The organism is Streptomyces scabichelini, assembly GCF_011045015.1.
GTDB classification, from domain to species: domain Bacteria; phylum Actinomycetota; class Actinomycetes; order Streptomycetales; family Streptomycetaceae; genus Streptomyces; species Streptomyces scabichelini.
In genome coordinates this window covers 1-13,618 of the sequence record NZ_JAAKZY010000016.1, presented here as the reverse complement: position 1 = coordinate 13,618, position 13,618 = coordinate 1, and the positions used below count along the sequence as shown (strand labels likewise).

Here is a 13,618-nt window from a genome sequence, read left to right as displayed (position 1 = left end):
TTGCCGCTCAGCGGGCGGCGCGCGCCTCGCGCGGCAGCCACCCGAAGGCCTCGGCGCTGGGGCGGTCGCCCGGCTTGTACTCCAGGCCCACCCAGCCCTCGTAACCCGCCTTCCTCAGCCGGCCGAGGAGGTCCTCCAGCGGCAGCGTTCCCGTGCCGGGGGCGCCGCGGCCCGGGTTGTCGGCGATCTGGACGTGGCCGGTCTTCGCGGCGTATCGCTCGATCACCGACGGCAGGTCCTCGCCGTTCATGGACAGGTGGTAGAGGTCCATGAGGAACTTGGCGTTGCCGAGGCCGGACGCCTCGTTGACCTTGTCGACGATGCCGATGCCGGCCGGGGCGGACACCAGCGGGTAGTACGGCGACTCCGGCTGGTTGAGAGTCTCGATCAGCAGGATCGCGCCGATCCGGTCGGCAGCCCGGGCCGCGAGCACGAGATTCCGCAGGGCGAGTGCGTCCTGCTCGGCCGGGTCCACGCCCTCGACCCGGTTGCCGTACAGCGCGTTGAGCGCCTTGCAGCCCAGGGACCGGGCGAAGTCCGCCGCCACGTCGACGTTCGCGCGGAACCTCTCCGACTCCTCGCCCGGGATCGACAGCGCGCCCCGGTCCGGGCCCGGCAACTGCCCGGCGTAGAAGTTCAGGCCCGTCAGCCGGACGCCCGCGTCCTCGATCGCCTGCTTCAGGGCATCGAGTTCGGACCGCTCCGGGGTGGGCGAGTCGACCCAGGGCCACCACAGCTCGACCGCGGTGAAGCCCGCCTCGGCGGCGGCCGCGGGGCGCTCCAGGAGCGGGAGTTCCGTGAAGAGGATCGACAGGTTGACGTTGAAGCGCTGGTCTGCGGCTGTGCCCCATTCAGAACCCGGCATCGGGGTCGGCGCTCCCTTCCGTATCGAGATCGAGGTCCGACCAAAGGATAAATTTGTGATTCCGTAATACGGAATATGAATTCTGCTTGATGGAAAGGCTGCCTGGAGTGGGGGAGGCCTGTCAAGAGCGGTCGCAAAAAGATGCCCTCCGCGCGAGCTGCGCGGAGGGCATGGCCGGGGAGAGGGCTCAGAGCGCGTCGACGGCGCTCACCTTCCAGCCCTCGGAGGTGCGGTCGAGCGTCATCCGCACCCGGTTCAGATCCACGCGCGGCCCCGAGACCTGAGTGCTCCTGGTCACCTGGTTGACGAAGAGCAACACCACCGCCCTGTCCGGTGAGGCGGACACGACCGAGGCCGCGGGAGTGCCGCCGCCGACGGGCTCCACGACGGTGGCCTTCACCACCCCCTCGTACTTCCTGGCCGTCGGCCCGACCACCGTCTTCGTGGTCTTCCGGTACTCGTCGCGGAAGTCCCCGGTGAGATGGGCGCGCGCCGCGGTGAAGTCACGGTCCAGACGCCGGTAGTCGTACGACAGCACGACGGGCGCCGCCTTGCGCGCGGCCGTGAGCGCCTGCCCCCGTGCCTCCTCGGCCCGCCGCCCCTCGCGGTACTGCCACCCGAGCACGGCGACCGCGACCAGACCCGCCACGAGCAGGACGGACAGGATCGCGGTCAGCAGCCCCCCGCGGGATCGCCCTGTCGCGGTACCGGAGCCGCTCTCGGTCTCGCCCTCGAACAACTCCGGTGACGGCTCGGGTGGGTCGTCCCAGCCGTCCGGGGCCTCGATGACCAAGGTGGGCCCGGACTTCTGCTCCGTCGGCCGTCGCGGTGTCGTGTCGGCGCCCGCTTCCGTCGGGGCCGTGGCCGTGGCCGTGGCCGGGGCCCCGGGGCCGCCGGTGACGCGTTCCGCACGCTTGGCCGCCGCGCGGGCGGCCGCCGTCAGGGTGCGGCGGGCGGGCGAGCCGGTGCCGCGCGCTCGGGAGGTCGGGTTCGCCACGGTCTTGCTCCTTACTGGTCGTACGGCACTGGACTGGCCGTACGGCACTGTTCGTACGGCACGGGTTGTACGGCGGGGCGGAGCCCGGTCAGCCGACGAACTCCACGTCGGACGTCAGCCAGCGACCGTCCTTGAGGACGAGGTCGAGTTGCAGCCGGTAGGTGCGCGCCTCCCCGTCGGGCACGGCCGTGTTGGTCACCTTGCTGTCGGCGACCACCAGAACGCGGGCCGAGCGCTCGCCGGACCGGACGATGCCCGCATCGAGGACACGGCCCTCGGACACCGACTTGTTTCGGGCGACCAGCGCGGTCAACTCCTCGGTCTGCGCGGCGAACTGCTCCTTGAAGTCGCCGGTGGCGCCCTTCAGCACGTTCCCGCTGTCCCGGTCGTAGCGCCGGTAGTCGAGCGAGGTGAAGTTCAGTGCGGACTGGCGGGCCGCCGCGAGGATGTCCTGGCGCCGTTGGTCCGCCTCGTGCCGCTCGTACGACTGGATGCTCAGCCAGATGGTGAGCGCGGTGGTCACTGCCGTTGCCACGGCGAGTCCTGCCGACAGGGCCCTGCGCGGGCGCTTCGCGGCAAGAGCGGTATGACGAGTGCGGGTCGTCTGTGGCTGGTCGCGCCCACGCGGCGGAGCCGCATATGTCACAGCCCCGCGCCCCTGACGGGGCGCCCTGCAGCGCCCAGCCCCGCTCCGCCCGGCCGCTGCCAGGACGCTCCCGCCCATCGCGCGCAGCTTCCCGATCACGCCATCGGTCCCACTAGCAGCCATTGCCACGACTCCTTTCCGAACACGGTCTGTTGGCCGCCGGTCGAGCCGATCTCGACGGGCGTTCCGTCCGGGCCGGTGGCGGTGCCGGTCTCCGGGTCGTACGGCGCGACGTACGCCGCCCGGCCCGCACCGCCGGAACCGGAACCGGCCGACGCACCGGGGGCGTTCTGCGCGCCGCGCACCGAGGTGTCGCCGCCGCGCGGAGCGGTGCAGCGCGCGTCGGTGTTCGCCGGGCGCGTGCTCGTGTCCGCGGGGTCGCGCCGACGCGTCCCGTATCCCTGGGTGCACGGCGGCGGGTCGTCGGCGCCCACGACCAGGCCGAAGTGAGTGGTGCCGTCGCCCGGGATGACGGTGTAACTGCCCTCGACCACCACCGGGAAGGTGACCAGGGCCTGCTCCACGCCGGGCAGCCGGGCCAGCGTGACCTGGCCGCCGCTGATCAGGTTGGCCAGCAGGACCGGCAGATCCGGACTGGTGGACTTCAGCAGCGAGTTGACCTCCTGCGCGGCCGGTGTCGCATTCCCGATCAGCTTGCGCAGGTCCCCGTCGCTCGACTTCAACTCCGCGGTGAGCGCCGCCAGATCGCGCGAGAACGACTTGATGGACGAGCCCTGGTCGGCCTGTGTCTTGAGGACCTTCCGCGAGTCCTCGATCAGCGAGACCGTCTGCGGGAGCGCGTCGGACGCCGACTCGACGAGCGAGTTGCCCGAGTCCACCAGTCTGCTCAGCGGCGGTCCGGTGCCGGAGAAGGCCTTGCCCAACTCGTCGACGGTGACCCGCAGATCGTCCTTGCCGACCGAGGTCACCAGCCGGTCGAGACTGAGGACCATGTCCGTGACGGGCAGCGGAACCCGTGTGCTGTCGCGCGGGATCGTGCTGCCGTCCATCAGGTACGGGCCGCCGGAGTCGCGCGGCTGCAGATCGACGTACTGCTCGCCCACCGCCGAACGGTTCGCCACCACGGCCAGGGTGTCCGCCGGGATGCGCGGCCCGTCGCCCTCGATGTCGAGCGACACCGAGACGCCGTCGGAGCCGGACAAGCGCAGCGCGCCGACCCGGCCCACCGGCACCCCGCGATATGTGACCTCGGCGCCGCGGAAGATGCCCCCGGAGTCGGCGAAGTCGGCCCGCACGGTGTAACCGCGGTCGAGGAGTTCGTCCACCAGGCCCGTGTACTCGGCGCCGACGTACGACACCCCGACGGCGGTGACGGTGGCGAAGGCGAGCAGCTGAGCCTTGACCGTACGTGTGATCACGGCTGTATCCCCTTCAGCATGAGCTCCGCGAGCGCCAGGTCGATCCCTGACGGAAGTCCGTCTGAGCCCGAGGTCCCGTGGGCGGCATAGCTGCTGGTGCACACCGGTGGGCACAGCGGGCCGCCGCCGGAGGGCGCAGAGGGCTCGACGGGCGCATCCGGCAGATCAGGGGTGTCCGGGGTGTCCGGCAGCCCAGTCGGCAGTGGTACGTCCGGCACGTCCGGGAGGCCTGGCAGGTCCGGAACCCCGGGCTCGTCGTCCCGGCCCTCGTCCTCCTCGCCCGACCCTCCGGGCTTGTCGGCGAGGTTGCCGTAGATGCCCGCCAGGTCGAGGTCGGCGGTCACCTTGAGGTTGACGTAGTCGCCCTTGACGGCGTCCACCGCATTGCGCGGGAACGGGTAAGTGGTCAGCAGCTCAAGGGAGTTGGGCAGATCGTCGCCCGCCTTGTTGAGCTGTTGCAGGATCGGCCTCAGCTGCTTCAGGTTCGCGACCGTGTCGTCCCCCGAGGCGTTGACCACCTTGGTGCCCGTCTTGCCGAGCTTCGACAGCGCGGTGAGCATCTTCGTGAGATCGCGTCGCTGGTCGGCGAGGACCTTCAGTGCGGGCGGCATGGTGTCGACGGCCCGGGCGATGGTCTTCTTCTCCTTGCCGAGCCGTTTGGCCAGCCGGTCGATGCCCTTGAGCGCGCGCACGATGTCCTTGCGCTGCCCGTCAAGGCCGCCGAGGAACGTGTTCAGCTCCTTGAGCAGGGACCTGACCCGGTTCTCCCGGCCCGCCAGAGCCTTGTTGAGCTCCACGGTGATCGTCTTGAGCTGGGCCACTCCGCCGCCGTTGAGGAGCGCGGACAGGGCGGACAGCACCTCCTCGATCTCCGGGTTGCGGCCGCTGCGGGACAGCGGGATCCGGTCTCCGTCACCGAGCCGGCCCACGGGATCGGCGTCCGGCGGGGCGGACAGCGCCACGTACTTCTCGCCGAGCATGCTGGTCTGCCGCAGCTCGGCGACCGCGTTGCCGGGCAGCTTCACCGAGTCGGCGACCCGCAGCCGTACCCGCGCGTGCCAGCCGGCCAGCTCCACCTTCTCGACGGCGCCCACGGTGACGTTGTTGACCTTCACCGCCGACTGCGGCACCAGGTCGAGTACGTCCCTGAACTCGACCGTGACGTGATAGGCGTGGCCGTCCGCGGCGGCGCCACCGGGCAGCTCCACGTCGTACCAGCCGTTGAACTCGCAGCCCGACAGCAGCAGCGAACCGATCGCCGCCCAGGCGACGGCCCCGCCCTTGCGGGGCATGCTCATGCGCGGCCCTCTCATGCGTTCGCCCCCAGAATCCCGCCGAGCGTCCGGTCGACCGTGCCCGTGCTCGGCACCGCCGGGGCCCGCGGCACCTCGGGCAGGGAGTCGAAGAGCTTCTCCAGGTCCCCGCAGTCGGGGTTCCTGCCGGCCTCGTCCCCGGTCGTCCTCAGCAGGGAGCACAGCAGTGCGGCCGGGTCCTGTGGCCCGTCCGGGTTGTTGCGGGTGTCGAGGGTGCCGGAGGACGCGTTGTAGGCGTTCTGGAGATTGGAGAGACCGGTCGGCGCGACCTCCAACAGCTCCTCCAGCGCGGCCCGTTGAGCGACAAGGACCTTCGTGACCTTGCTGAGCCCCTTCACGTTCGAGGTCAGCGATTTCTTGTTCGCCTTCACGAACTCGGACACGTCACCGAGCGCCGTCCCCAGGTGCTTGAGCGCCGCCGCGAGGTCCTTGCGCTCCCCGGCGAGCTGCTTCGCCACCTTGGCGAGACTGCTGTTGAACGACCGCACGCTCTTGTCGTCGGCCGCCAGCGCGGCCGTGAACACCTGAAGGTTCCGTACGGTCCCGAACAAGTCCCCCCGTCCGTCGGACAGGGTCGTGACCGCCTTCGAAAGGTCCTCGACCGTCCGGTTCAGGTTCGCGCCCTGCCCGTCGAGGTTGTCGGCGCTCACTCCCAACAGCCGTGACAGCGAGCCGTCTTCGTTCGCCCCCTTCGGGCCGAGCGCCTCGGACGTGGTGTGCAGACTGTCGAAGATCCGGTCCAGTTCGACCGGCACGGCCGTACGCGACTCGGGGATCACGCCACCGTCCCGCAGCACCGGGCCCTCCCGGTACACCGGCAGCAGCTGTACGTAACGGTCGCTGACCACCGAGGAGTTGATGATCGCGGCCTTGGCGTCGGCCGGCACCTTGCGCCCCTCCTCGTACTCCAGCTCCACCCGCACCCGCTCGCCCTCCGGCGTGATCTTCTTGACCTCACCGATCCGGACCCCGAGGACACGGACGTCCGAGCCGGGGTAGATGCCGACAGTGCGCGGGAAGTACGCGGTCACGCGTACGGTCTCCGGGCGCGGCCACAGCACGACGGCGAGCGTGGCGACCACGGCCAGGGTGATGACCAGGGCCAGGCGGCGGGTCAGCGGCGAACTGCCATGCATCAGCGGTGTCTTCATGAGGAGCCTCCCGCCCGCGGCGTCACCGGAGCCGCGACCAGGTTCTGGATGTAGCTGTCGAACCAGCGGCCGTTGCCGAGGGTGTTGCTGAACACCCGCACATAGGGCGCGAGCAGCCTGACGCTCCGGTCGAGGCTCGACTGATTGCGTTCGAGCATCTTCACGAAGGTGTTGAGGCCCTTGAGGGCGGGCCCGATCTCCTTCTCGTTGTCCTCGACCAGGCCGGAGAGCTCGATGCCGAGTGCGGCGGAGCTCTTCAGCAGGTTGTGGATCGCCTTGCGCCGCTTGCTGATCTCCTTGAAGAGCTTGTCGCCGTCCTTGACGAGTGCGGAAAAGTCCTCGGACCGCTCGGCCAGCACCCCTGTGACCCCGTTCGCGTGGTCAAGGAGTTCGCGCAGCGCCTTGTCGCGCGAGGCCACCGTCCGGGAGATCCGCGACAGCCCCTTGATGGACGCCCGCACCTCGGCGGGCGAGTCCTGGAACGTGGTGGAGATGGTGTCCAGCGCCTTCGCGAGCCGCTCCGTGTCGACCTCCTCGGTCGTGGTGGTCAGATCGCTGAAGGCCTGCACGACGTCGTACGCCGCGACCGTCCGCCGCAGCGGGATCTCGCTGCCGGGCTTCAGCTGCCCCGGCCCCTTCGGATGCAGCGCGAGATACTTCGCGCCGAGGATCGTCTTGACCCGGATCGACGCACCGGTCGCCGTGCCGAACCCCGGCTCGCCCTTGACCTTGAAGGTGACCTTGACGTGGTCGCCGTCCAGGTCGACCTCCTCGACCTTGCCGACCTTGACCCCGGCGATCCGCACCTCGTCGCCCGCCTTGAGCCCGCCCGCCTCCGAGAAGGCCGCGCTGTACGTCCGGCCGCCGCCGATCAGCGGAAGGCTGTCGGCGTTGAACGCGGCGGCGGTCAGCAGGGCGAGGGTGGTGAGACCGACGGCGCCGATGACGACGGGGTTCCGGTCCCGGAACGGGATCAGGCGCGGGCGACGTATCCGTATGCGGGGAAGACGTGGCTTCGGCAGCTTCGGCGGGTCGATGCGGACCTTCACCAGGGGTTCCGGACGGTGCTTGCGGGTCATGCGCCGCACCTCGCCCTCGCCACGTGCAGCTCAGGAGTGAGTACCTGCTTGGTCTTCGGCAGCACGATCCGGCCGTCGAAGTCACAGAGGTAGAAGTTGAACCACGAGCCGTAGGACGCCGTCCCCGTCAGCTCGTTGAGCTTGTTCGGCAGCCGCTTCAGCACGCCCTCCACGGTCTTCTCGTTCCTGTTCAGCGTTCCGGTCAGATCGGTCAGCTCGGTGATGTCGTCCTTCAGGGGTGGGCGGGCGTCCTCCAGCAGCCCCGAGGTGGCCGCGGTCAGATCGCCGATGCTCACCAGCGAGTCGCCGATGGGCTTGCGGTCGGCGGACAGCCCGGAGATCACCCGCCGCAGCTGCCCCAGCAGTCCGGAGAAGCGGGCGCCGCGCTTGTCGAGCGTCTTCAGCACGGTGTTGAGGTTGTCGATCACGGAGCCGATCAGCTGGTCACGGCCCGCGAGCGTGGTCGTGAGCGAAGCCGTGTGCGCGAGCAGGCTGTTGACGGTGCCGCCCTCGCCCTGAAGCGTCTTGATGATCTCGGTGGCGAGCTGGTTGACGTCCTTCGGACTGAGCGCGGCGAACAGCGGCTTGAAGCCGTTCAGCAGCGCGTTGAGATCCAGCGCGGGCCGGGTCCGCGCCAGCGGGATCGTGCCGCCGGGCCGCAGCCGTGTCCCGTCGCCCGCGCCCTCGGTCAGCGCGATGTACCGCTGACCGACCAGGTTCCGGTAGCGGACGACCGCGCCGGTGCTCCGCAGCAGCGGCCGGTCCGCGCTGACCGTGAAGCTCACCTCCGCCCGCGTACGGTCCTTGATCCGGATGCCCTCGACCTCGCCGACCCGCACCCCGGCCACCCGGATGTCGTCGCCCTCCTCCAGGCCCGTGACGTCGCTGAACACCGCGCGGTACGTGTGCTCGGGGGTGAAGGAGATGTTGACGATGGTGGCGGCGAGCAGGGCTGTCGCCAGGATCGTCACCGCCGCGAAGAGGCTGAACTTGACGAGCGGCGCGGCGGCCTGCCGAGCTCCCGGCGCCTTCGTACGTCCTGTGCTCATGCGACGCTCACCGCCGTCCCGCGCGCCATCGGACCGAACAGCAGGGTCGCCACCGGCGGCACCTCGTCGGCGGGCACTCCCAGGACGGGCGCCACGAGCGAGCCGACCGCGCGCTGCTCGGCCTCGGTGGCGGACACATCGATCCCGCCGGGCAGTCCGCTCGAACTACCCGACGACGTACCGTCGTTGAGCTTCCTGGGCGGTGCGGGCACCCGCGGATGAGGCAGACCTCTGCAGTCGGGCCCGGACCGCTCGCCGTAGCGCGGCTCCTCACCCGGCTCGTACGCGGGCCGCTGCCGGACGACCTCGAGGGTGATGTGCATCTCGCCGCCCCGGAACGCCTCCTCCGCGGCCTCCTCCTGCCGTACCAGGCCTTCCAACAGGCAGGGGTACTCGGGCGAGTAGCGGGCGAAGAGCGCCAGCGTCGGGCGGGAGACCCGGCCGAGGGTGATCAGCCGGTCGCCGTTCTCGTCGAGGAAGTCGTCCGCGGTGCCCGCGACGCCGGTGGTCGCGGTGAGCGCGGCGGCCAGCTGGTCCCGCTTCTCGACGAGGGTGCGGCTGGTGGTCACGGTGTTGCGCAGGATCTTCATCAGGTCGGGCGCCGCGTCGCCGTACACCTCGGCGACGTCGGCGAACCGTGCGATGTCCTCCTTCAGGGACGGCATGTGCGGGTTGAGGCGGCGCAGATAGTCCTCGACGCGGACGAGGTTGTCGCCGATCCGGTCCCCGCGGCCCTCCAGCGCCGTGGAGAACGCCGAGAGCGTGGAGTTGAGCTTGCCCGGCTGCACGGTACGCAGCAACGGCAGCAGATCGTTCAGCAGTTGCTGCAACTCGATGCCGACCTTCGTACGGTCCTGAGTGATGACGTCCCCGGCACGGATGGGCCGGGCGGACGCGCCCCGGGGCGCCACGAGGTCGACGTACTTCTCGCCGAACAGCGTCTTGGGCAGCAGCCGCGCGTGCACGTCCGAGGGGATGTGCGCGACGTGCTCCGGCTTGAGCGCGAGGTCCAGCGTGGCCTTCTCGCCGTCGGCCCGCACCGCGCGCACCTCACCGACCAGCAGACCGCGCAGCTTGACGTCGGCGCGCGGATCGAGCTGGTTGCCGAGGCTGTCGGCCTCCAGCGTGACGCGTACGACCGGGGTGAACGCCTGCTGGTAGACGGCCACGGCGAGCGACAGCAGCAGCGCGAGCACGGTGAGGAACACGAGCCCGTACAACCGCAGCCGCCATGCCCTTGCGACACTCGCGACTCTCATGGCGCTCACCCCGCGATCCGTACGGTCGTGTTGGCGCCCCAGATCGCGAGGCTCAGGAAGAAGTCCAGGATGTTGATGGCGACGATCGAGGTCCGCACGGCGCGGCCCACCGCGACGCCGACGCCCGCCGGGCCGCCGCTCGCGTAGTAGCCGTAGTAGCAGTGCACCAGGATGATCAGGACGGCGAAGACGATCACCTTGCCGAAGGACCAGAACACGTCGACCGGCGGCAGATACTGCTGGAAGTAGTGGTCGTACGTGCCCGCCGACTGCCCGTAGTAGCCGGTGGTGATGGTTCGGGCGGCGAAGTACGAGGACAGCAGCCCGACCACGTACAGCGGGATGACGGCGACGAAGCCGGCGATCATCCGGGTCGTCACCAGGAACGGCAGCGAGGGCACGCCCATGACTTCGAGGGCGTCGGTCTCCTCGCTGATCCGCATCGCGCCGAGCTGCGCCGTGAACCCGGCGCCGACCGTCGCGGACAACGCCAGCCCGGCCACCAGTGGAGCGATCTCCCGGGTGTTGAAGTACGCCGACAGGAACGCCACGAAGTTGGACGTGCCGAGCTGGTTGAGCGCCGCGTACCCCTGAAGACCGACCTCCGTGCCGGTGAAGAACGACAGGAAGGCGATGACACCGACCGTGCCGCCGACCACGGCGAGCGCGCCGCGCCCGAAGCTCACCTCGGCCAGCAGCCGCAGGATCTCCTTCTTGTAGCGGCGCAGGGTGCGGCCCGTCCACGCCAACGAGCGGCCGTAGAAGACGAGTTGGGCACCCAGCTCTTCGAGGGAGCGGAGTGGGCGGTCGAGGGGGCGTCGCACGATTCGTATGAGCCGCATCGACTACCCCCTCTGCGGGACGACTTGGAAGTACACGGCGGTCATCACGAAGTTCGTCACGAACAGCAACATGAAGGTGATCACCACCGACTGGTTCACCGCGTCGCCGACGCCCTTCGGCCCGCCCTTCGCGGTCAGTCCCTTGTACGAGGCGACGATCGCGGCGATCGCTCCGAAGACGAGGGCCTTGATCTCGGCCGCCCAGAGGTCGGAGAGCTGGGCGAGGGTGGTGAAGGAGGCGAGGTACGCGCCCGGTGTGCCGTTCTGCAGGATGACGTTGAAGAAGTAGCCGCCCGCGACGCCGACGACCGACACCAGCCCGTTGAGCAGCACGGCGACCAGCATCGAGGCCAGCACGCGCGGCACGACCAGGCGGTGGATCGGGTCGATGCCCAGCACCTGCATCGCGTCGATCTCGTCGCGGATCTTGCGGGCCCCGAGGTCCGCGCAGATCGCCGTGCCGCCCGCGCCCGCGATCAGCAGCGCGGTCACGATCGGCGAGGCCTCGCGCAGCACGGCGAGCACCGAGGCGGCACCCGAGAACGACTGGGCGCCCAACTGCCGCGTCAGGCTGCCGATCTGCAGCGCGATGACCGCCCCGAACGGAATCGAGACGAGGGCCGTCGGCAGGATGGTCACGCTGGCGACGAACCAGGCCTGCTGGATGAACTCCCTTGCCTGGAAGGGCCGTCGGGGCATGGTCCGCAGGACGTCCAGGGCCATCGCGAACAGGTTGCCGGACTGCCTGAGCGCTCCGGTCGGCGACAGGCTCATGCGTCGGCCACCTCCCTGCGCCGGCTCAGCTCCGCCTCGCGTCTCGCGATCGCCTGCCAGCGGGGTGGGCGGATGATGCCTGGGCCCGGCAGCAGGCGGGGAGTCATGACCTGACTGCCGGGTGTCTCTGTGCCCTGGTGGTCACCGAGCTGCGCCAGCTCCTGCTCCACCTGGGCGGCGTCCTTCTCCTCCGCCATGCCGATCGGCCCCTGCATCCGGCCGTTCAGGAACTGCCGTACGACCGGCTCGTCGCTCGTCAGCAGCTTTTCGCGGGGCCCGAACATGACCAGTTCGCGGCGGAACAACAACCCGATGTTGTCCGGCACCTGGCGGGCCGAGGCGATGTCGTGCGTGACGATCAGGAAGGTCGCGTCGATCTGGGCGTTGAGGTCGACGATCAGCTGGTTGAGGTAGGCCACGCGTACGGGGTCGAGGCCCGAGTCCGGCTCGTCGAAGAGGATGATCTCGGGGTCGAGGACCAGGGCTCGGGCGAGCCCCGCGCGCTTGCGCATGCCGCCCGAGATCTCGCCGGGCAGCTTTCCCTCGGCGCCGATCAGCCCGACCATGTCCATCTTTTCCAGGACGATCCGCCGGACCTCGCTCTCCGGCTTACGGGTGTGCTCGCGCAGCGGGAAGGCGATGTTGTCGTACAGGTTCATCGAGCCGAACAGCGCGCCGTCCTGGAACAGCACGCCGAACAGCTTCCGTACCTCGTACAGGTCGTGCTCGCGGAGCCTGGTGATGTCCCGGCCCTGGACCGTGATGGAGCCCCGCTCCGGCTTCAACAGCCCCACGAGCGTCTTGAGGAACACGGACTTGCCCGTCCCCGAGGGGCCGAGCATGACCGAGACCTCCCCGGCGGGCAGCGTCAGCGAGACGTCCTGCCAGATGACCTGGTGCCCGAAGGACTTGGTCAGCCCTTCCACACAGATCTCGACACCCATCCGTTCCGCCCTTCAGCCGTGGAGCAGCTCCGACATCTGCTCTACGGGGAGGGGCGGGGGGTCCGTCGCGGTGAGGGGGAGATTTTTTTGACGAGGCCTAACGGGGTCTACGGGAGTGTGGTCAGGGTGGGTACGCCGCTGGGCGTGGGTGCGTCGGTCGGTGCGGGTATCTCCGGCAGGTCCGGGGCGTCGGGCGCGCTCGCGCTCGGTACCGATGGCAGTCGCGGTGCTTGTGGCAGTCGGGGCACCTCCGGGGCCGGCAGTTCGGGCAGGGGTGAGAGTGAGACCTCCGGCAGGGATGGCACGGACACGGGCAGCGGTACGAGTGGCCGGTCGTCGGGTGAGTCCGTGCTCTCTGGGCCCGACGCTGTCGTGGCCGAATGTTCGCGCGCGCCGCCCGGATTCTGCGTCCGGCTCTCGCCGTCGCCGTCCGGCCGGAGCGCCTCCGCGGGCTCTGAGACGGCGGGCTGCGGTTGCGGGCGGTCACCGCTCCAGTCGTTCGCGTGCGGCAGGACCAGGCCCGCCACCGCCAGGGTCGCCGCCGTGGACGCCACCGCCACGGCCTGGGCGTGCCCGCCGGCTCGGGGCCTGCCGCGGCCGCACAGGAACAGGGCGAGGCCGAGGGTTCCGGCCAGCGAGTTGCGCAGCGTTCTTCGGGCTCGGGCCAGCAGTGACTCGACCGTTCGGTAGCTCAGACCCATCTTCAGGGCGACCTCACCGACGTCCAGGTCCTCGGACTTCAGGCGGAGCGCTTCCGCTTGGCGGGCGGGCAGTTCGCCGCTGCGTACCGCTAGCCACTTGGCCTCGGCGCGGTCGCATACCGCCTCCTCGACCGGTATCGGTCCGGGGGCGATCAGGATGGGGCTGGTGCGTACCTCGGCCTCGCGGTTCACCTGCCGGTGGCGGTCGACGCACAGGCGCATCGTCACCGTCGTCAGCCAGGCCGCGAGGCGTTCGTCGTCGAGGTCCGGGCGTTCCGCGGCGCGCAGCATCGCTTCGTGTACGGCGTCTTCGGCGTCCTCCAGGCTCATCGACCTGCGCCGGGCCACTTTGAGCAGGTGCTCGCGGTGGCTCCACATTCGCTGCCATCGGTCGGTGTCCGTCGCCATGAGGGCCCCTTCGCGCTGTCGCCGTCCGGCGGGTGGCGACATTACCGTCCAGTATCCGGGGTTGTGGAGGGGGTGTTCGTTGTTGGGTGCGGGTGTGTGGGTGGCTGGTCGCGCAGTTCCCCGCGCCCCTGGGGTCCGGTGGGGGGTGCGGGGTCGTGGGCCGGTGCGTCAGCCCGTCGCAGGGTGGGCATACGGCCCGGTGTTGGTACAC

The 13,618-nt window shown here is 70.1% G+C and carries 13 protein-coding genes; all 13 read right to left on the bottom strand.

Annotated elements, in window-relative coordinates:
• Positions 1 to 7: 7 nt before the first annotated feature.
• Positions 8 to 865, bottom strand: a complete 858-nt coding sequence (locus G5C60_RS07490; RefSeq protein ID WP_165255999.1) for a TIM barrel protein — start codon at positions 863 to 865, stop codon at positions 8 to 10.
• A 187-nt stretch (positions 866 to 1,052) separates the two neighbouring features.
• The gene (locus G5C60_RS07485) at positions 1,053 to 1,862 is read right to left on the bottom strand and encodes a hypothetical protein (protein WP_165255996.1); all 810 of its coding nucleotides are present in this window, start codon (positions 1,860 to 1,862) and stop codon (positions 1,053 to 1,055) included.
• Between the two features lie 88 nt (positions 1,863 to 1,950).
• Positions 1,951 to 2,397 carry a hypothetical protein gene (locus tag G5C60_RS07480; RefSeq protein ID WP_338145725.1) on the bottom strand — a complete coding sequence of 149 codons (447 nt, stop codon included), beginning with the start codon at positions 2,395 to 2,397 and terminating at the stop codon, positions 1,951 to 1,953.
• Positions 2,398 to 2,603: 206 nt separating this feature from the next.
• Complete coding sequence (locus G5C60_RS07475; RefSeq protein WP_165255994.1) at positions 2,604 to 3,887, bottom strand: MCE family protein; 1,284 nt, start codon at positions 3,885 to 3,887, stop codon at positions 2,604 to 2,606.
• Positions 3,884 to 5,185, bottom strand: a complete 1,302-nt coding sequence (locus G5C60_RS07470; protein WP_165255992.1) for an MCE family protein — start codon at positions 5,183 to 5,185, stop codon at positions 3,884 to 3,886. The genes G5C60_RS07475 and G5C60_RS07470 overlap by 4 nt, the downstream gene beginning before the upstream one ends.
• 11 nt (positions 5,186 to 5,196) lie before the next feature.
• Complete coding sequence (locus tag G5C60_RS07465; protein WP_241266575.1) at positions 5,197 to 6,351, bottom strand: MCE family protein; 1,155 nt, start codon at positions 6,349 to 6,351, stop codon at positions 5,197 to 5,199.
• Positions 6,348 to 7,328 (bottom strand): MCE family protein, encoded by a 981-nt coding sequence (locus G5C60_RS07460; protein ID WP_165256107.1) that lies wholly within the window; start codon positions 7,326 to 7,328, stop codon positions 6,348 to 6,350. Before G5C60_RS07460 ends, G5C60_RS07465 begins: the two co-directional genes overlap by 4 nt.
• A gap of 98 nt (positions 7,329 to 7,426) precedes the next feature.
• Positions 7,427 to 8,479: an MCE family protein gene (locus tag G5C60_RS07455; protein WP_165255989.1), complete on the bottom strand. Its 1,053-nt coding sequence runs from the start codon at positions 8,477 to 8,479 to the stop codon at positions 7,427 to 7,429.
• On the bottom strand, positions 8,476 to 9,738 hold the full coding sequence (locus G5C60_RS07450) for an MCE family protein (protein WP_165255987.1): 1,263 nt from the start codon (positions 9,736 to 9,738) through the stop codon (positions 8,476 to 8,478). The genes G5C60_RS07455 and G5C60_RS07450 overlap by 4 nt, the downstream gene beginning before the upstream one ends.
• Positions 9,739 to 9,743: 5 nt before the next feature.
• Entirely contained in the window at positions 9,744 to 10,580 is an 837-nt protein-coding gene (locus G5C60_RS07445; RefSeq protein WP_165255985.1) for an MlaE family ABC transporter permease, read from the bottom strand.
• A gap of 3 nt (positions 10,581 to 10,583) precedes the next feature.
• Positions 10,584 to 11,354 (bottom strand): MlaE family ABC transporter permease, encoded by a 771-nt coding sequence (locus G5C60_RS07440; RefSeq protein WP_165255982.1) that lies wholly within the window; start codon positions 11,352 to 11,354, stop codon positions 10,584 to 10,586.
• On the bottom strand, positions 11,351 to 12,298 hold the full coding sequence (locus G5C60_RS07435) for an ABC transporter ATP-binding protein (protein ID WP_165255980.1): 948 nt from the start codon (positions 12,296 to 12,298) through the stop codon (positions 11,351 to 11,353). Before G5C60_RS07435 ends, G5C60_RS07440 begins: the two co-directional genes overlap by 4 nt.
• A 107-nt stretch (positions 12,299 to 12,405) precedes the next feature.
• Positions 12,406 to 13,407: an RNA polymerase sigma factor gene (locus tag G5C60_RS07430; RefSeq protein WP_241266574.1), complete on the bottom strand. Its 1,002-nt coding sequence runs from the start codon at positions 13,405 to 13,407 to the stop codon at positions 12,406 to 12,408.
• Positions 13,408 to 13,618: the final 211 nt, after the last annotated feature.